Source organism: Variovorax palleresanus (assembly GCF_051144945.1).
Taxonomy (GTDB): Bacteria; Pseudomonadota; Gammaproteobacteria; order Burkholderiales; family Burkholderiaceae_C; genus Variovorax; species Variovorax paradoxus_S.
The window spans coordinates 3,661,743-3,680,049 of sequence record NZ_JBJNVP010000002.1 but is presented as its reverse complement, the minus strand read 5'-3'; the positions used below and the strand labels follow the sequence as shown (position 1 = coordinate 3,680,049).

At 67.9% G+C, this 18,307-nt stretch carries 13 protein-coding genes and 1 pseudogene; 7 read left to right on the top strand and 7 right to left on the bottom strand.

From position 1 onward, the window contains the following. Nucleotide 1 precedes the first annotated feature (1 nt). The 7 genes and pseudogenes from gspD to ACJ7Z0_RS21035 all read left to right on the top strand — a co-directional run bounded on the left by gspD (nt 2) and on the right by ACJ7Z0_RS21035 (nt 10,798). Nucleotides 2-2,326: a type II secretion system secretin GspD gene (gene gspD, locus ACJ7Z0_RS21065; protein WP_434791397.1), complete on the top strand. Its 2,325-nt coding sequence runs from the start codon at nt 2-4 to the stop codon at nt 2,324-2,326. A gap of 7 nt (nt 2,327-2,333) precedes the next feature. Continuing rightward, complete coding sequence (gene gspE / locus ACJ7Z0_RS21060; protein ID WP_434791396.1) at nt 2,334-3,725, top strand: type II secretion system ATPase GspE; 1,392 nt, start codon at nt 2,334-2,336, stop codon at nt 3,723-3,725. Nucleotides 3,726-3,743: 18 nt separating this feature from the next. Continuing rightward, a complete protein-coding gene (gene gspF / locus ACJ7Z0_RS21055; protein ID WP_434791395.1) occupies nt 3,744-4,979 on the top strand; it encodes a type II secretion system inner membrane protein GspF in 1,236 nt (411 codons plus the stop codon). A 24-nt stretch (nt 4,980-5,003) separates the two neighbouring features. After that, on the top strand, nt 5,004-5,903 hold the full coding sequence (locus tag ACJ7Z0_RS21050) for a 5'-nucleotidase (protein ID WP_434791394.1): 900 nt from the start codon (nt 5,004-5,006) through the stop codon (nt 5,901-5,903). 196 nt (nt 5,904-6,099) lie between these two features. Further along, complete coding sequence (locus ACJ7Z0_RS21045; RefSeq protein WP_434791393.1) at nt 6,100-6,300, top strand: hypothetical protein; 201 nt, start codon at nt 6,100-6,102, stop codon at nt 6,298-6,300. Between the two features lie 55 nt (nt 6,301-6,355). Continuing rightward, on the top strand, nt 6,356-8,542 hold the full coding sequence (locus ACJ7Z0_RS21040; RefSeq protein WP_434792701.1) for a phosphocholine-specific phospholipase C: 2,187 nt from the start codon (nt 6,356-6,358) through the stop codon (nt 8,540-8,542). A gap of 13 nt (nt 8,543-8,555) precedes the next feature. Next, nucleotides 8,556-10,798, top strand: a pseudogene (locus ACJ7Z0_RS21035) (phosphocholine-specific phospholipase C). 5 nt (nt 10,799-10,803) lie between these two features. Here the strand turns inward: ACJ7Z0_RS21035 and ACJ7Z0_RS21030 are convergent. From ACJ7Z0_RS21030 to ACJ7Z0_RS21000, 7 genes are all read right to left on the bottom strand, one after another. After that, the gene (locus ACJ7Z0_RS21030) at nt 10,804-12,069 is read right to left on the bottom strand and encodes an MFS transporter (RefSeq protein WP_434791392.1); all 1,266 of its coding nucleotides are present in this window, start codon (nt 12,067-12,069) and stop codon (nt 10,804-10,806) included. 103 nt (nt 12,070-12,172) lie between these two features. After that, on the bottom strand, nt 12,173-12,307 hold the full coding sequence (locus tag ACJ7Z0_RS21025; RefSeq protein ID WP_431124502.1) for a hypothetical protein: 135 nt from the start codon (nt 12,305-12,307) through the stop codon (nt 12,173-12,175). A gap of 72 nt (nt 12,308-12,379) precedes the next feature. Further along, complete coding sequence (gene phnX, locus ACJ7Z0_RS21020) at nt 12,380-13,207, bottom strand: phosphonoacetaldehyde hydrolase (protein ID WP_434791391.1); 828 nt, start codon at nt 13,205-13,207, stop codon at nt 12,380-12,382. A gap of 10 nt (nt 13,208-13,217) precedes the next feature. Continuing rightward, entirely contained in the window at nt 13,218-14,354 is a 1,137-nt protein-coding gene (locus ACJ7Z0_RS21015; RefSeq protein WP_434791390.1) for a TIGR03364 family FAD-dependent oxidoreductase, read from the bottom strand. After that, complete coding sequence (locus tag ACJ7Z0_RS21010; RefSeq protein WP_434791389.1) at nt 14,354-16,069, bottom strand: putative 2-aminoethylphosphonate ABC transporter permease subunit; 1,716 nt, start codon at nt 16,067-16,069, stop codon at nt 14,354-14,356. Before ACJ7Z0_RS21010 ends, ACJ7Z0_RS21015 begins: the two co-directional genes overlap by 1 nt. 3 nt (nt 16,070-16,072) lie before the next feature. Further along, nucleotides 16,073-17,146, bottom strand: coding sequence for an ABC transporter ATP-binding protein (locus ACJ7Z0_RS21005; protein ID WP_434791388.1), 1,074 nt, complete (start codon nt 17,144-17,146; stop codon nt 16,073-16,075). A 22-nt stretch (nt 17,147-17,168) separates the two neighbouring features. Then, nucleotides 17,169-18,203 (bottom strand): putative 2-aminoethylphosphonate ABC transporter substrate-binding protein, encoded by a 1,035-nt coding sequence (locus ACJ7Z0_RS21000; RefSeq protein ID WP_434791387.1) that lies wholly within the window; start codon nt 18,201-18,203, stop codon nt 17,169-17,171. Between the last annotated feature and the right edge of the window lie 104 nt (nt 18,204-18,307).

Below are 18,307 nucleotides of genomic sequence, written 5' to 3'. Positions count from 1 at the left end.
CATGAAGAAGCCACTGACTTCGCACGGCAGCCGCCTCGGCATCGTTGCACTCGCAGCGCAGATGCTGATTGCCGCCACCTTCATGCAGGCCGTGCCGACCGCGTTCGCACAGGCCGGCAGTCCCGATGCGCCGCGCCGGGGCGAGCCCATCACGCTCAACTTCGCCAACGCCGACATCGAGGCCGTGGCCCGCACCATGGCCGTGGTCACCGGCCGCGACGTGGTGGTCGACCCGCGCGTCAAGGGCACGATGAACCTCGTCACCGACCGAGCCATCGCCCCGGCCGCCGCGTTCAACCAGTTCGCGTCCGCACTGCGCCTGCAGGGCTTTGCGGTGGTGGAGGCCGAGGGGCTCTACAAGGTGGTGCCCGAAGCGGACGCCAAGCTCCAGACCCAGACCGTCAACACCGCCACGCCCAGCGCAGGCTCCGTGGGTGGCAACCAAATCGTCACGCAGATCTTCAGGCTCAACTACGAATCGCCGAACAGCCTGCTGCCGGTGCTGCGCCCGCTCATTCCGCCCAACAACACTATCAACGTGAACCCGGGCAACAACTCGCTCGTGATCACCGACTACGCGGACAACATGCGCCGGCTGGCACGCATCATCGCGGCGCTCGACGTGCCCAATGCGTCCGACATCGAGGTGATCCCGCTCAAGCACTCCGTCGCCACCGACATGCTGCCGCTGATCACGCGGCTGGTGGACGGCAGCGGTTCAGGCGCAACGCCGGGCGCCGCCGCACCGGGCGCGGCCGACGCGTCGTTTCGCACCACTTTGCTGGCCGATCCGCGCAGCAACTCGCTCATCCTGCGCGCAGCCAACCCGGCGCGGGCCTCGCTGGTGCGCACGCTGGTCGAGAAGCTCGACCGCGCCCCGGCCGAGAGCAGCAACGGCGCGGCCGGCAACATCTACGTGGTCTACCTGAAGAACGCCGACGCGGTGCGCCTCGCGGCCACGCTGCGCGCCGCCATGGCCGCCAACCAGCTGCCGGGCACACAGGGCACGCCGGGGGCCGCAGGTGGCGGCGGGCAGGTGCAGCCGCAGGCCAGCGCACCGCAGGCCATGCAGCAGGCCAGCCTCGGCGGGCAAAGCGGCTCGGCGGCCGCCAATGCGCCGCTGAACAACGCCAACCAGCCGTCGACTGGCGGACAGATCCAGGCCGATCCGTCAACCAACTCGCTGATCATCACGGCGCCCGAGCCGCAATATCGCCAGATGCGCGCGGTGATCGACAAGCTCGACGGACGGCGCGCCCAGGTCATGATCGAGGCGCTGATCGTCGAGGTCAGCGCCAAGAAGGCCGCCAACTTCGGCGTCCAGTGGCAGAGCGCGCTGGGCAACAACGCGGTCATCGGCACCAACTCGAGCCTGGCCAGCGCCAACATCCTCGCGCTGACGCAGGCCCTGGCCACGCGCGACGTGGCCAACGTGCGGCCATCGACCGGCCTGAACCTCGGCATTGCCGGCAAGATCGGCGGCCAGTACATCCTGGGCGCGATCGCCAATTTCTTCAACAGCGACGGCGACGCCAATGTGCTCTCGACGCCCAACCTGCTGACGCTGGACAACGAAGAGGCCAAGATCGTCATCGGGCAGAACGTGCCCTTCGTCACCGGCCAGTACGCGAGCACCTCGGGCTCGGTGGGCATCAACCCGTTCACCACGGTGGAGCGCAAGGACGTCGGCCTCACGCTGCGCGTGCGACCGACCATCAACGAGAACGGCACCGTGAAGATGACGATCTTCCAGGAGACCTCGACGGTCGACCAGAACACGGTCAGCAACCCCAACGGCCCCACCACCAACAAGCGCTCCATCGAGTCCAGCGTGCTGGTGGAAGACGGCGGCCTCATCATGCTCGGCGGCTTGCTTTCGGACGACTACAACAACACGATCGAGAAGGTGCCCGTGGCCGGCGATATTCCGGTGCTCGGCAACCTGTTCAAGAACGAAATCCGCTCGCGCACCAAGAGCAACCTGATGATGTTCCTGCGCCCTGCCGTCATGCGCGACGGCGCCTCCACCGAAGCGTTTGCCTACGATCGCTACGACGAGATCCGCGGCATGCAGCAGCGCACGCAGCCGAACACCGACAACATCATGCTGCGCGGCGTCGACTCCGCGCCCGTGCTGCCCGAAGCACCGCCGCCCCGCTCGGCCGATCGCACCAGCAGCAGCAACACCAGCAGCGAGCGCATCCAGGGCACGCAGCTCATTCCGCCGCCGCGCCCGCCGGCCGACACGCGCACCCTGCGCCCGAGCCCGTTGCGCGGCGCCCTGCCGCCCACGGCCGACCCGACCACCTCGCGCGAACTGCCCTGACCCGCCCATGCGCCATCCTCTGCCCTACGCATTCGCACGCAGCCAGCAACTGTTGCTCGAGGAAGCCGACGACGGCCACTACACGCTGTGGATGTCGAGCCATCCCTCGCGCAGCGCACTCGGCGAGGTCACGCGCAAGTACGGCGTGCAGGCTTTCGAGGTGCTGGCCGACGGCCCGCTGGCGCAGCGCATCAGCGCGGCCTATGCACAGGGCGAGTCGAGCGCAGCCGCGGTGGTGAGCGAGGTGCAGAGCGACGCCGACCTCTCGCGCATGATGCAGGAACTGCCGGCCGTCGAAGACCTGCTGGAAAGCGCGGGCGACGCGCCCATCATCCGCATGCTCAACGCGCTGCTCACGCAGGCCGCGCGCGACGGCGCGAGCGACATCCACATCGAGCCCTACGAGCGCACCTCATCCGTGCGCTTTCGCATCGACGGCACGCTGCGCGAAGTGGTGCAGCCCAACCGCGCGCTGCACGCCGCGCTGATCTCGCGCCTGAAGATCATGGCCGACCTCGACATCTCCGAGAAGCGGCTGCCGCAGGACGGGCGCATCTCGCTGCGCATCGGCACGCGCGCAGTGGACGTGCGCGTCTCCACGCTGCCCAGCGCCCACGGCGAGCGCGCGGTGCTGCGCCTTTTGGACAAGACCGAATCGAAGCTCACGCTCGAATCGGTCGGCATGCAGGGCGACACGCTCGAGCGCTTCGAGCGCCTCATCGCGCAGCCGCACGGCATCATCCTGGTGACCGGCCCCACCGGCTCGGGCAAGACCACCACGCTGTATGCGGCGCTGGCCCGGCTCGACGCGGGCCGCAGCAACATCATGACGGTGGAAGACCCCATCGAATACGAGCTGCCAGGCGTGGGCCAGACGCAGATCAACGCCAAGATCGAGCTCACCTTCGCGAAGGCCTTGCGCGCCATCCTGCGGCAAGACCCGGACGTGATCATGATCGGCGAGATCCGCGACTTCGAAACCGCGCAGATCGCCATCCAGGCCTCGCTCACCGGCCACCTCGTGCTGGCGACGCTGCACACCAACGACTCGGTCAGCGCCGTCACACGCCTCACCGACATGGGCGTGGAGCCCTTCCTGCTGAGCTCGTCGCTGCTGGGCGTGCTCGCGCAGCGCCTGGTGCGCAAGGTCTGCACCAGCTGCGGCGGCGCCGGCTGCGAGACCTGCGGCCAGACCGGCTACCAGGGCCGCACCGGCATCTTCGAGCTGCTGGTGGCCAACGATGAAGTGCAGGCGCTCATTCATGGCAAGGCGGCCGAGAGCCTGCTCTTCGAAGCCGGCGCGCGCGGCGGCCTGCGCTCGATGCGCGAGGACGGCGAACGGCTGGTGCAGGGCGGCATCACCTCGCGCGCCGAGCTGCTGCGGGTCACGCGCGAATAAGCAGTCCTTCACTTCGCCATGCCCGCCTATTCCTTCGAAGCCATCGATGCCAGCGGCCAGTCGCGCGAAGGCGTGCTGGAGGCCGACACCGCGCGCAGCGCGCGCAGCCTGTTGCGCGCGCAGGCGCTCATTCCGCTGTCGGTCACGCCAGTCGGCAGCAGCCACGTCAACGGCACCGGCAACGGGGGCTTGCGCCGATGGCTCGGCGGCGGTGCCAGGGTTTTCAGCTCCACCGGCCTCGCGGTGTGGACGCGCCAGCTCGCGGGCCTCGTGTCCTCCGGCCTGCCGCTCGAACGCGCATTGACCGCACTGACCGACGAAGCCGAGACCGAGCCGCAGCGCAACCTGGTCGCATCGCTGCGCGCCGAAGTCAACGCGGGCTCGCCGTTTGCACGTGCGCTGGCGGCTCACCCCCGCGAGTTTTCGCCCATCTACACCGCGGTGATCGGCGCGGGCGAGCAAAGCGGCAACCTCGGCCTCGTGCTCGACCGGCTCGCCGACGACCTCGAGGAACGGCAGGCGCTGCAGCAGAAGCTCGTCGGCGCGGCGCTCTACCCGGCCATCGTCACTCTCGTGGCGATCGTGATCGTGATCTTCCTCGTGAGCTATGTGGTGCCGCAGGTGGCGCAGGTGTTCGCGGGCACCAAGCGGTCGCTGCCTTTTCTCACCACGGTGATGCTGTCGCTGAGTGCGGCGGTGCGCAATTACGGGTGGTGGATGCTCGGCGGCGTGCTGTTCGCCGCAATTGCCGTACGGCTCGCGCTGGCGCAAGAGGCTTTCCGGCTGAAGTTCGATGCCGCCTGGCTCAAGCTGCCGCTGGTCGGCAAGCTCGCGCGCGGCTACAACGCGGCGCGTTTTGCCAGCACGCTGGCCATGCTCGCAACCGCCGGCGTGCCGATCCTGCGCGCGCTGCAGGCGGCCTCCGAAACCTTGGGCAACCGCGCCATGCGCGCGGATGCGCTCGATGCGCTGGTGCTGGTGCGCGAAGGCGCGCCGCTGGCCTCGGCGCTGGCGCAGAAAAAACGTTTTCCGGGACTGGTCTCGATGTTCGCGCGGCTGGGCGAACAGACCGGCACGCTGCCGCTGATGCTGCAGCGCGCCGCCAACCAGCTGGGCGCCGAAGTGCAGCGCCGCGCGATGCACCTGGCGACCATTCTCGAGCCCTTGCTGATCGTGGCCATGGGCGGCGTGGTGATGCTCATCGTGCTGGCGGTGATGCTGCCTATCATCCAGCTGAACCAGTTCGTCAAGTAACGCCGCCAGGAAGCACCGCACCTCATGCCCGTCACGCTCGAAGACAAACTCGTGGTCGCGATCTCGTCGCGCGCGCTGTTCAACCTCGAAGAAGAAAACAGGATCTTCGAGGCCGGCGACAACGAGGGCTACATGAAACTGCAGCTCGACCGCATCGACGTGCCGGCCGCGCCGGGCATCGCGTACTCGCTGATCCGCAAACTGCTGCGCTTCAACGACGACGGCGTGCAGCGCGTCGAGGTGGTGATCCTCTCGCGCAACGACCCGGTCTCTGGCATGCGCATCTTCCGCTCCAGCGCGGCGGCCGACATCAAGCTGCAGCGCGGCGTGTTCACGCAAGGCCGCCCGCCCTTCGGCTACCTGCGGCCGCTGCGCGCGCACTTGTTCCTGTCGGTCAATGCAGAAGACGTGCGCGAGGCCCTCGTCGCAGGCTTTCCGGCCGCACGGGTGCTCGTCGAATCTGTGAAGGCCAGCGATGCGTGGCCCAACGAAGTACGCATTGCCTTCGACGGCGACGCGGTGCTGTTCTCCGACGAAGCCGAGCGCGTGTTCCAGGCGGAGGGCCTCGATGCCTTCCAGGCCCACGAACTCAGCAAGGCCGATCTGCCCTTGCCCGAAGGTCCCTTCAAGCCCTTGCTGACCGCGCTGCATCGCCTGCAGATGGCCGGCAATGCGCAGATGCGCATACGCACCGCGCTGGTCACCGCGCGCAGCGCGCCCGCGCACGAGCGCGCGATCCGCACGCTCATGAAGTGGAACATCCGCGTGGACGAAGCCATGTTCCTCGGCGGCCTGCCCAAGGGCGAATTCCTGCGCGAGTTCGAACCCGATTTCTTCTTCGACGACCAGACCGGCCACGTCGACGCCGCGGCACGCCACGTGCCCGCCGGCCACGTCTCCAGCGGCATCAGCAACGAGCATTGAGCCTCGTCCGGGGCGGGCACCTTCGCAGTGCTTCGTCCTCCTGGCGCCTTCGGCGCCTTTCGCCTTGTCATCGCTCGTTCATGGCGATGTAACGGGTTCTCCCTAGTCTTGTGTCTGTCCGGTGCGCGGTGCCTTCGAGGCGCCATTTTTCTGCCGCATCCGAGTGCCCACACGCGACAACTCCAAGGAACCCACCATGCGACTTTCATCCCTGCCCGTGCGGCTCGTTCCCGCACTGATCCTGGCTTGCGCTCTTTCCGCCTGCGGCGGCGGCGATGGCGGCGGCGGCTTCTCGGGCTTCCTGCCCGGCTCGGGAACGCCGGCTACCGGCACGCCGGCAACGCCCGGCAACCCGCCCGACACCGGCACCAAGCCCGACATGCGCTGCGCGCCTTGAGCGTCCATCGAAGCGCCCATTGCCAAACCTCATGACCGAACACGACAACAAGACCATGAACTCACGCCGCAGATTCCTGCAGGGCACGGCCACCACCGGTGCCGCCGCGCTCGCCATCGCCGCCTTTCCGCCGAGCATTCGCCGCGCGCTCGCCATTCCGGCCAACAACAAGACCGGCACCATCCAGGACGTCGAGCACATCGTCATCCTGATGCAGGAAAACCGCTCGTTCGACCATTACTTCGGCACGCTCATGGGCGTGCGCGGCTTCGGCGACCGCTTCACCATTCCGCTGCCCAAGGGCCGCAACGTCTGGCAGCAGGGCGATGCCACGGACAACCCGGTGCTGCCCTACCACCTGGACAGCCGCAAGGGCAACGCACAGCGCGTGAGCGGCACGCCGCACTCGTGGATCGATGGCCAGAACGCCTGGGACGGCGGGCGCACCTACCAGTGGTCGCGCTACAAGACCAACGCGGCCATGGGCTACTACAAGGAGGCCGAGCTGCCCTTCCAGTTCGCGCTCGCCAACGCGTTCACCCTGTGCGACGGCTATCACTGCAGCATGCACACCGGCACAAATTCGAACCGCATGTTCCTCTGGACCGGCACCAACGGCCCCACCGGCGCGAACGTGGCTTCGGTCAACAACGAGTGGGACTCGATCGACAGCTCGGCCAAGGGCTTCGAGTGGAAGACCTACCCCGAGCGGCTGCAGGAAGCCAAGGTGAGCTGGATCGTCTACCAGAACATGCCCGAGAACTTCGGCGACAACCCGCTGGCCGGCTTCAAGCAATACCGGCTCGCCAACGAGGCCTCGGGCAAGCCCGTGAGCAACGACGTGGCCTCGCCCGCCTACGACCCGGCCAGCGACGACGCCGGCAATCCGCTCTACAAGGGCATTGCCAACACCATGCCCGATGGCGGTTTTCTCGAGCAGTTCCGCCAGGACATCAAGAAGGGCAAGCTGCCGCAGGTGTCGTGGATCATCGCGCCGGCAACCTATTCCGAGCACCCCGGCCCGTCGAGCCCGGTGCAGGGCGGCTGGTACATCCAGGAAACGCTGGACGCGCTCACCGCCGTGCCCGACGTGTGGAGCAAGACCGTGCTCTTCATCAATTTCGATGAGAACGACGGCTACTTCGACCACTACCCCTCACCCGCGGCGCCATCGCTCAACGCCGACGGCACGGCCGCCGGCAAGACCACGCTGCCCGCATCGGACGTTGCCTTCGAGCGCTTCAACCATCCGAACCCGCCTGGCACCACCAGCCAGCCTGCGCCCGACGGCCGCGTCTACGGCCCGGGCGTGCGCGTGCCGATGTACGTGGTGTCGCCCTGGAGCCGCGGCGGCTGGGTCAACTCGCAGGCCTTCGACCACACCTCGGTCATCCGCTTCATCGAATCGCGCTTCGGCGTGATGGAGCCCAACATCGGCGCCTTCCGCCGCGCGGTGTGCGGCGACCTCACGAGCGCCTTCAACTTTGCCAACCCCAACGGCGAGCCGCTGCCCACGCTGGCGGGCCGCAAGAGCAAGGCCGAGGCCGACCAGCTGCGCGCGTCCCAGGAAGCCCTGGCCCAGGTTGCGCTGCCGCTCGATCCGCAGCTGCCGCGGCAGGCGACGGGCACTCGCCCCTCGCGCGCGCTGCCCTACGAGCTGCACACCAGCGCGCGCGCCGACAGCATCGGCGGCAAGGTGCAACTGCTGTTCGCCAACACCGGCAAGGCGGCGGCGGTGTTCCACGTCTACGACAAGCTCAACCTCGACCGGCTGCCGCGCCGCTACATGGTCGAGCCCGGCAAGACGCTCGACGACACGTGGAGCGCGGCGACCGATAACAGCGGCTTCTACGACCTGTGGGTGCTCGGCCCCAACGGCTTTCACCGCCACTTCAAGGGCGACCTCAACCGGCTGCGCGCGGGCGATGCCGCCGCGCCCGAAGTGCGCGTGTGCTACGACATCGCCAATGGCAACGTCTACCTGGAAATGCGGAACGGCGGCAAGAGCGCCTGCAAGTTCACCGTGCGGGCCAAAGCCTACCGAAGCGACGGCCCGTGGACCGCGACCGTGCAGGGCGGCGCCAAGGCCGAGCTGCACTGGGACCTGGCCTCGAGCGGCGCGTGGTACGACTTCGAAGTGGCCTGCGATGCCGACGCGGGCTATGCGCGCCGCTTTGCCGGCCGGGTGGAAACCGGCAGGCACACGGTGAGCGACCCGGCCATGGGCCTGGCCGATCTGTGATGGCTGCACGGCAATGACCTCCCGCCGCCAATTTCTCGCGGGCACCGCCACCACCGGTGCCGCCGCGCTCGCACTCTCGGCCTTTCCGCCAAGCATTCGCCGCGCGCTTGCCATTCCCGCCAACAACAAGACCGGCACCATCCAGGACGTCGAGCATGTCGTCATCCTGATGCAGGAGAACCGATCGTTCGACCACTACTCGGCACGCTCATGGGCGTGCGCGGCTTCGGCGACCGCTTCACCATCCCGTTGCCCAAGGGATTGAACGTGTGGCAGCAGACCGATGCCGGCGGCAAGCTGGTGCTGCCCTACCACCTGGACAGCAGCAAGGGCAACGCGCAGCGCGACGGCGGCACGCCCCACGACTGGGCCGACAGCCAGAACGCCTGGGACAGCGGCCGCATGTACCAGTGGCCGCGCTACAAGACCGCCAAGGCCATGGGCTATCACAAGCAAGCGGAGATCCCGTTCCAGTTCGCGCTGGCCAACGCCTTCACGCTTTGCGATGCGTACCACTGCAGCATGCACACCGGCACCGACGCCAATCGCTCGTTCCATCTCACCGGCACCAACGGCGCGGGCGCGACCAGCACGGCCTTCGTGCGCAACGAGTGGGACTGGATCGACGGCCTCCCCGGGTCGGTGGGCACCGGCTACACGTGGAAGACCTATGCCGAGCGTCTCGAAGCAGCAGGCGTACGCTGGATCAGCTACCAGAACATGCCCGACGAATGGGGCGACAACATGCTCGGCGCCTTCCGGCAGTTCCGCCAGGCAAACCTCGATTCGGGCTTTCCGGTGTCGAGCGGCGGCGAGCCGAACACACCCTATGCCGATACCGGCCAGCCGCTGCCCTACCGCGCCTACGACGCGGCGACGGACAACGCGAAGAACCCGCTGTACAAGGGCGTGGCCAATACGCTGCCGGGCACCCGGCCCGAGAACTACCTCGACGCCTTCAAGCGCGACATCCGCGAGGGCAAGCTGCCCCAGGTCTGCTGGATGAACGCGCCGTCCATCTACTGCGAGCACCCGGGCCCCTCCAGCCCGGTGCAGGGCGCGTGGTTCCTGCAAGAGGTGCTGGATGCGCTCACCGCCGTGCCCGAGGTGTGGAGCAAGACCGTGCTCTTCGTCAACTTCGACGAGAACGACGGCTACTTCGACCACCTGCCCTCGCCCTCGGCCCCCTCGCCGGTCGGCGATGGCAGCCTTGCCGGCAGGACCACGCTGCCCGATTCGGACCTGGGCCCCGAATACTTCACGCATGCGGCGCCGCCCGGCAGCATCGTGCAGCCTGCGCCCGACGGCCGTGTCTACGGCCCGGGCCCGCGCGTGCCGATGTACGTGGTGTCGCCATGGAGCCGCGGCGGCTGGGTCAACTCGCAAGCCTTCGACCACACCTCCGTGCTGCGTTTCCTGGAGGCGCGCTTCGGCGTGAAGGAGCCCAACATCAGCGCCTTCCGCCGCGCGGTGTGCGGCGACCTCACGAGCGCCTTCAACTTTGCCAATCCCAACGACGAGCCGCTGCCCACGCTCGCCGGCCGCAGCACCCGCGACCAAGCCGACCAGCTGCGGCTCAGCCAGGAGGCGCTGGGCCAGGTCCCGCTGCCGCTCGATCCGCAGTTGCCGCGCCAGGCCACCGGCACGCGGCCCTCGCGTGCGCTGCCCTATGAGCTGCACACCAGCGCACGCGCCGACGCCGCGGCAGGCACCGTTCGATTGCTGTTCGCCAACACGGGCAAGGCAGGCGCGGTGTTCCATGTGTACGACATGCTCAACCTCGGCCGCCTGCCGCGCCGCTACATGGTCGAGCCCGGCAAGACGCTCGACGACACATGGAACGCAGCAACCGACAACAGCGGCTTCTACGACCTCTGGGTGCTCGGCCCCAATGGCTTTCACCGCCACTTCAAGGGCGATCTCAATGCGCTGCGCACGAACGGCGCCAACCCTGAAGTGCGCGTGTGCTACGACATTGCCAACGGCAACGTCTACCTGGAAATGCGCAGCGGCGGCACCAAGGCCTGCAAGTTCACGGTGCGCGCCAAGGCCTATCGCGATGACGGCCCGTGGATCGCGACAGTCGCCGCCGGCGCCGCCGCCGAACAGCACTGGGAGCTTGCCGCCAGCGGACAGTGGTACGACTTCGCGGTCACCTGCGATGCCGACCCCAGCTACTCGCGCCGCTTCGCCGGCCGGGTGGAAACCGGCCGGCACACGGTGAGCGATCCGGCGATGGGCCTGGCCGATCTCTGAGGGCGCTACGCCGCGGCGGTGCGAAGCCGAAGATGCCGAACCCTGAACAGCAGCATCGCCGCGATGCTCACGTTCAGCAGGTTCCATCCGATGCCGTTCAGGAACGCCGCGTGGTAGCTGCCGGTCAGGTCGAACACCTTGCCCGACATCCAGCCGCCCAGCGCCATGCCGAAGAGCGTGAACATCAGCACCGTGCCCACGCGCGCGCCGGCTTCGGCGGGCGGAAAGTGCTCGCGCACGATGATCGCGTAAGACGGCACGATGCCGCCCTGGAACAGCCCGAACAGCGCCGAGATCACGTAGAGCGGCACGAGGCCGTCGAAGGGAAGGAACAGCAGCAGCGCCACGCATTGCAGCACGCCGCCCAGGAGCAGCGTGCGCAGGCCGCCGATGCGGTCGCAGATGGCGCCCGATACCAGCCGGCTCACCACGCCGAAGGCCAGCATCAGCGACAGCATCTGCGCGCCGCGCGCGGCCCCGTAGCCCAGGTCGCTGCAATAGGCCACGATGTGCACCTGCGGCATCGACATGGCCACGCAGCAGGCAACGCCGGCCACGCACAGCAGGCCTTGCGCCGTGCCCATGCTAAGGCCGAATGGCCGCGTCATGTCGCGCTTGCGCACTGCGCCCACCCCCATGGCAGGCGCCGAACCGGCAGGCTCGATAGCGATGCCCGGCGGCCGGGCTCGCATGAAGAGCGCAAGCGCCGCCATCGCCAAGCCACAGAACACACCCATGCCGATGTAGGTCTGCCGCCAGCCCACGGTTTCGATGAAATGCTGCGCAATAGGCGGCCAGATGGCGCCGGCAACATAGTTGCCGCTCGCGCACACCGCCACCGCAATGCCGCGCCGCTTGACGAACCAGAGCGAGGTGTCGGCCACCAGCGGCGCAAAGGCCGCGGCACTGCCAAGCAGGCCGACCAGCACCGCCTGCGCCACGGTGAAGGCCACGATGCCGTCGGCCATGCCGCAGGCGACGTACCCGAGGCCCAGGCTGACAGCACCGCCCAGCAGGGGCCACATCACGCCGAAGCGATCGGCCAGCCGTCCCATCAGCACACCGCCGACGCCAAAGCCCAGCATCAGCAGCGTGTACGGCAGCGAAGCATCGGCGCGGGCAACGCCGAACTCGGCCTGCACGGCAGGCAGCATCACGGACACCACGTACATGCCGCTGCTGCCGACCGTCATGATCAGCAGCGTGAGGCCGAGCCGCAGCATGGCATAGCGCGAGTCCGCCTGATGGGTGGTCGTCTCCGAGGTCTTCATTGTTTTTCTCCGCGCCGAGGATACCCCCGGAAGCGCAGGCGCATAGGCGCGGGCGCGCAATGGCAGGCGGCACGTGGCCGCCCGCGCGCCCGATGGCGGCGAATCAACCCACGATCCGCGCCGGCATCACGACATCCACCGAAGCCTTGGGCACCGGCCCGCCCGGCTTGGGCTTGTCGTTGCAGCCGGCCATCACCAGGCCGATGCAGAACAGAAGAACAAAGGCTGTGCTTCTCATGCGGCGGATGCTATGCCCGCCGCCCTGCAAGTCAAGTCGGACGCCGTGCCGAATCGGAACGTCGGGCGACCGTCAGGCGGCTGCCGGCCGCTCGCCGCCTTGCAGCCGGCGCTCGATGTCTTCGAGCACGTTCGGCAGGTTGGCAACGCTGTCGATGACGTAGTGAGCGCCTGCGGCCTGGAGCTGGTCGGTGGCGCGCTCGCGGTGCTCCTGCTGCTGTGCAGCATCGAGCGCCAGCCATTCGGTGAGCGTGAGGCCGACCGCGTTGCCGCTCACCGCAAGGCCCACGGTCCAGGTGCCGGCATTGAGGCCTTCCTGCAGGCCCACGCCGGTGTCGTCGACCTTGACCACGGTGTGCGGCGGCCATACGCCAAGGTCGGCGAAGCAGCGGTACATCATGAGCGGCGACGGACGGCCTTCCGCGAGGTCGCCGGCGCACACGAGGTTGTCGGGCGCGTAGCCGCCGGCCGCCGCGATGGGCGCGACCACTTCCATGATCGGGCGGTTGTAGCCGGTGGTCGAGCCGATCTTGAGGCCGCGTTCGCGCGCGGCGTTCACCGCGTCGAGCGCGCCGGGAATGAAGTCGGCATGGTCGCGCACGCTGGCGGCATTCATCGGCGTGAACACTTCATGGAGGTGGTCCACGTCCGCATCGTTGAAGGCATGGCCCTGCTTCGCTTCCCACTGCGCCCCGATGCGCGGCAGCGTGCCCAGCGCCTTGATATGGTCCCACTTGGCCATGCCCATGGGGCCGCGCGCTTCAGCAATGCTGATGTCCACGCCGAACTGCTCGAACAGCTTCACGAAGGCGCCCATGGGCGCGCAAGAGCCGAAGTCGATGATGGTGCCGGCCCAGTCGAAGACGACGGCCTGGAGCTTGGAGTGGTTGTGGGCGTTCATATGAAGATACTTACCAAGTCATGAATACGTCGTGCGCAATGCCGAAGCCCGTGCTCGCGCCGGTGCCGCTGGTGACCAGCACCACGCGCGTGGCCTCGTCGGGCGCATCGATCACGCAGGGCGTGGTCTTGGACGAGGGGTACACACCGGTCCAGCGTTCGGTGATCTGCGCTGATTCGAGATTCAGTGTGCCGCGCAGGTGGCGCAGGATGAGCCGGTCGACTTCTTCCATTGCAAACGGCTCGGGCGCGTCGCCATAGTGATGCGAGTCGCCGACCACCAGCGAGCCGTCGGCGCTCTGCACCACGATCAGGTGAATGCCGTGCGCGAGGGATGCGGCCTCTTCCTCCTGCAGCCGCGCGCGCAATGCGGCCGCCTCGGGCAAGGTGCTATAGCCCTCGTAGCGCACCAGGCTCAGGTCCATCATCACCGAGCCCGGCAGGCGAAAGCCCGCCTCGGGTTTCACGCGCAGCATCTGCAGGCGGCACAGGGTGAGGTCGTGGGCGGCAATGCGGTCGGCAAAGAGGCCGTGCAGATCGGTGTTGGTGCAGACCACCACGCGCTCGCCGCGGAGCAGGCCACGCGAGGTGCGCACGCGCGGCGTTTCCACCTCGTGCACGGTCTCCCCGAAGCGGAACACCACGCCGTGCACTTCGGCCAGCCATTTCGCGAGCAGGCCGATGGCGGTGCGCGATTCGACGCGCAGCTCGTGCGGGCTGAAGAGAACCGAGCGTGCATCGGCCAGGCTCAGCGCCGGCGCCTTGGCCTGCGCGTCGGCCGCATCGAGCAGCTGGCAGGCTTCGCCCATCGGCGTTCGCATGAAGGCTTCGAGCACGTCGTGTGCCTCGCTGCGGTAGGCCGCAAGCCAGAGATTGCGGTGCACGATGTCGATGCCGGCCTGCGGTGCGATGTCCTGCCAGACCTCGCGGGAATGCATGGCGCGGCGCCAGGTGTCGCCCGGCGCCTGGCCGGTGATGGTGATGAACCCGAAGTTGCGGATCGATGCGCCGATGCAGGCCGCATCGCGCTCGACCACGCAGACCTTGAGCCCACGCTGCGCGGCGGTGTAGGCATGGGCCAGGCCGACGATGCCGGCGCCGACGACGATCAGGTCGAAACTGTCTTTGTTGTCAGGTGTTCCGGGCATTACCGGTTTCTCCAGGCTTGGGTGCGTTCGAGCGTCCAATGTCCGGCCAGCGCGAACACGCCGCGGCCGACGGCGGCCGTGAGCATGATCAGCGAGGCCATGGCGGCAGCGGGCGCCACGTCGCCGGCATCGTCCATGTTGAGCACGGCGATGGCGGCCAGCGTGGTCTGCGGCGAGTAGAGAAACACCACGGCCGACACGGTGGTCATCGCGTTGACGAAGAAGTAGCCACCGACGTTGAGCACCGTGGGCAGCGCCACCGGCAGGTGCACGCGCCAGAGGGTGCGCCAGAAGGGCACGCCCATCGACTCGGACACCAGCTCGTATTCGCGATCGAGCTGGCGCAGCGCGGTGAGCGAGGTGAGGTGCGCCACCGAGAAGAAGTGCGCGACGGTGCAGACGACGAGGATCGTCATGCCGCCATACAGCCCGTGCAGCGGATTCGACGGCGAGATGAAGAAGAAGATGTAGCCCACGCCCAGCACCAGCCCCGGCACCGCGAGCGGCAGGTTGGCGAGCAGGTTGAGCAGCTCGCGCAGCAGGCCGAAGTGCCGCGGCTTCTCCACCAGATAGGCCGAGATGAAGGTGACGAGCGCGCCCGCGACCGCGGCGCACAACGCGAGCCGCAGCGAGTTGAGGTAGCTGCCCCAGCCGCCGCCGTCCATGTTGCTGAAGTCGTAGTTCTTCAGCGACGGCGCGAGCTGGTAGGGCCAGTAGGTGGCGAGCGATGCGAACACCGCCATGCCGATCATCACGAGGATGGCGCAGGCCGTGAGCCCGCAGAACACGAACAGCGCGCGGTCGCGCGATGCCACGGGCTCGGGCTGGTAGGGCGTGGCGCGTGCGGAGAGCGCCGCGGCCTGCCTTATGCGCACGCGGCGTTCGACCAGGAACGAAAGCACCGCCGGTATCAACAGCACCAGACCGACCACGGCGCCCATCTGAAAGTTCTGCTGGCCGACCACCTGCTTGTAGATGTCGGTGGCGAGCACGCCGGTCTGGCCGCCGACCACCTTGGGCACGCCGAAGTCGGTGATGACCAGCACGAATACCACCATCGCGGCCACGATGAGCCCGTAGTGAGAGGAAGGCAGCGTCACGGTGCGGAAGATGCGCCAGCGCGAGGCGCCAAGCGTCTGCGCCGCTTCATAGAGACGGCCATCGGAAGTGGCCATGGCGGTGGTGAGAATCAGCAGCGCATGCGGCAGTGTCCAGAACACCGAACCGAGCACGATGCCGAGCGGGCCATAGATCGACACGTCGCCCAGCAGCCCCTTGAAGAGCCCCTGGTTGCCGAACAGGTAGACCAGGCTGATGGCCGGCAGCAGCGAAGGCGCAAGCAGCGGAATGAGCGCCACGGCACGCAACATGCCCCTGGCCGGCATGCACGACAGCGTGAGCGCATAGGCGTACACATAGGCGATGGCCGTGCAGATCACGGCGCTCACCGCCGCGAGCCACAGGCTGTTGAAGGCCGACTGCACGAGCGCGGGGTTGTCGAGGTAGCGCGCGAAATTCGCGAGGCCGACGAAGGCGCCCGCGCGGTCGAAGAAGCTCTGGCCGACCAGCGCGCCGACGGGCAGCGCGACGATCACGACCAGCAGCAGCACGAGCAGCGAGACGGCCGCGCCCGTCAGCCAGCGCTCGCGGTCGAAGGCGCTGCTGCGCGCCATCGCCATCGGCCGAGCGGCGATGGCTTCGGGGAGGCTGCTCATGGCTCAGTGCGCCAGCACCGAGAGTGCATTCAGGGGCAGTTGGATGTGCACCATGCTGCTGGGCACCAACGGCTCGTCGCCACCGTTGCGCGCATCGGCGGGCAGCTCGGCCTCGATCTCGATGCCGAGCGGTTCGCAGACCAGCCGCGCGGAGGTGCGGTTGCCGAAGAATTCGGTATCGACCAGGCGCGCCGCGAAGCTGTTGGCGCCGAGCTCGGTGCCGAAGCGCCTGACCACCACGTGCTCAGGGCGAATGCCCACGGTGGCCTGCGAACCGACACTCAGGTTGCCCGGTGCACAAAACAGTTCGCTGTCGCGCACGCGCACCTTGCCATCGGCCAGCACGGTCGCGGGCAGCATGTTCATGCGGCCGACGAAGCCCGCCACGAAGCGGGTGCGCGGCTGGCGGTACAGCTCGTCGGGCGTGCCGGCCTGCTCGATGCGGCCGTTGTGCATCAGCACCACGCGGTCGGCCATCGAGAGGGCTTCTTCCTGGTCGTGCGTGACCATGATGGTGACGATGCCCAGTCGCTTCTGCAGCGAACGGATCTCGCTGCGCAGGCTGGCGCGCACCTGTGCGTCGAGCGCGGAGAGCGGCTCGTCGAGCAGCAGCAGGCGCGGGTTGGGCGCGAGCGCGCGCGCCAGTGCGACACGTTGCTGCTGGCCGCCCGAAAGCTGCACGGGGTACTTGTCGGCGTGCGCGGCGAGGCCGACCAGGTCGAGCATCTCGCGCGAGCGCTTGGCCATCTCGCGTGCGAGTGCGCCGGTGGGGTGCAGGCCGTAGGCGATGTTCTGCGCCGCCGTGAGGTTGGGGAACAGCGCATACGACTGGAACACCACGCCAAAGCCGCGCGCCGCGGGCGGCAGGCCCGCGATGTCCTGCCCGCCGAGCAGGATCTGCCCGCCGTCGGCACGCTCGATGCCGCACACGATGCGCAGCAGCGTGGTCTTGCCGCAACCCGAGGGACCGAGCAGGCACACGAATTCGCCGGGCTCGATGTCGAGATCGATGCCGTCAAGCACGCGGGTGGCGCCAAAGGACTTGCCGATGCCGCGAAGGGAAAGGAAACTCGTCATGTGCTGCAGCCGGGACGCACGATCACATCGGCTTCTTTTCCGACTTCGATTCGTAGCGCTTCGACCACTCCGTCAGGATGCGGTCGCGGTTTGCGGCAGCCCAGGTGAAGTCGTTCTTGGCGAGCAGCTTCTCGACGTCGCCCGGCACGAACTCGAGCTTCTCCTGGATGCCCGGCAGCGCGAGCACGGCGAAGTTCTTCGCGTAGAGCTCGTTGGCCTGCTTCGTCACGGCCCAATCGGCGAGCGCCTTGGCGGCGTCCTGCTTCTTGCTGGTCTTCATGATGCCGGTGGCTTCCATGTCCCAGCCGAGGCCTTCCTTGGGCAGCACGATGTCGATGGGCGCGCCGTCGCGCTTGGTCTTGTTGGCGCGGTATTCGAACGACATGCCGAGCGCGAACTCGCCGGCACCAGCCTGGCGGCAGGGCTTGCTGCCCGACTGGCTGTAGATGCCGATGTTCTGGTGCAGCGCGTCCATGTACTTCCACGCCTTTTCTTCACCCATCATCTGGATCCAGCCCGACACCATCAGGTAGCCGGTGCCCGATGCGGCCGGGTTGGGCATGGTGATCTGGCCCTTGTAGACCGGGTTGGTCAGGTCGGCCCAGCTGGTGGGCTTGGGCAGGTTCTTCTTCGTGGCTTCGGCGGTGTTGAAGCAGATGGCCGACGACCACACGTCCATGCCGACCCACTTGGGCGGGTTGGCCGGATCGCGCATCGTCGGCTTGATGGCGTCGAGCCCCTTGGGCGCGTAGGGCTGGAGCATGCCTTCCTTGTCGAGCAGCATCAGCGAGGTGGCGGCCAGGCCCCACACCACGTCGGCTTGCGGGTTGGCCTTTTCGGCCAGCAGCTTGGCGGTGACGATGCCGGTGGAGTCGCGCACGAACTTCAGTTCGACACTCGGGTTCTCCTTTTCGAAGGCCGCCTTGTAAGCCTGCACCTGGTCGGCTTCGAGCGCGGTGTAGACCAGCAGCTCGGTGCGGCCTTGGGCCGAAGCGGCAAAGGCCAGCGAGAGCAGAGCGGCTGGCACGCAAGACCAGCGGATAGAACGACGCAGCATGGGGAAACCTCGGAAAAGAAGACGGAGCGGGACGTACGCGGAAGAAAGTACCCACGGCAAGCGCCATGAACGCGGCGATGCTGGCAGCGGCGTGTGACAGGCAT

Coding starts and splice junctions, on each gene's coding strand:
- gspD (WP_434791397.1), top strand. CDS start 2: ATGAAGAAGCCACTGACTTCGCACGGCAGCCGCCTCGGCATCGTTGCA.
- gspE (WP_434791396.1), top strand. CDS start 2,334: ATGCGCCATCCTCTGCCCTACGCATTCGCACGCAGCCAGCAACTGTTG.
- gspF (WP_434791395.1), top strand. CDS start 3,744: ATGCCCGCCTATTCCTTCGAAGCCATCGATGCCAGCGGCCAGTCGCGC.
- ACJ7Z0_RS21050 (WP_434791394.1), top strand. CDS start 5,004: ATGCCCGTCACGCTCGAAGACAAACTCGTGGTCGCGATCTCGTCGCGC.
- ACJ7Z0_RS21045 (WP_434791393.1), top strand. CDS start 6,100: ATGCGACTTTCATCCCTGCCCGTGCGGCTCGTTCCCGCACTGATCCTG.
- ACJ7Z0_RS21040 (WP_434792701.1), top strand. CDS start 6,356: ATGAACTCACGCCGCAGATTCCTGCAGGGCACGGCCACCACCGGTGCC.
- ACJ7Z0_RS21030 (WP_434791392.1), bottom strand. CDS start 12,069: ATGAAGACCTCGGAGACGACCACCCATCAGGCGGACTCGCGCTATGCC.
- ACJ7Z0_RS21025 (WP_431124502.1), bottom strand. CDS start 12,307: ATGAGAAGCACAGCCTTTGTTCTTCTGTTCTGCATCGGCCTGGTGATG.
- phnX (WP_434791391.1), bottom strand. CDS start 13,207: ATGAACGCCCACAACCACTCCAAGCTCCAGGCCGTCGTCTTCGACTGG.
- ACJ7Z0_RS21015 (WP_434791390.1), bottom strand. CDS start 14,354: ATGCCCGGAACACCTGACAACAAAGACAGTTTCGACCTGATCGTCGTC.
- ACJ7Z0_RS21010 (WP_434791389.1), bottom strand. CDS start 16,069: ATGAGCAGCCTCCCCGAAGCCATCGCCGCTCGGCCGATGGCGATGGCG.
- ACJ7Z0_RS21005 (WP_434791388.1), bottom strand. CDS start 17,146: ATGACGAGTTTCCTTTCCCTTCGCGGCATCGGCAAGTCCTTTGGCGCC.
- ACJ7Z0_RS21000 (WP_434791387.1), bottom strand. CDS start 18,203: ATGCTGCGTCGTTCTATCCGCTGGTCTTGCGTGCCAGCCGCTCTGCTC.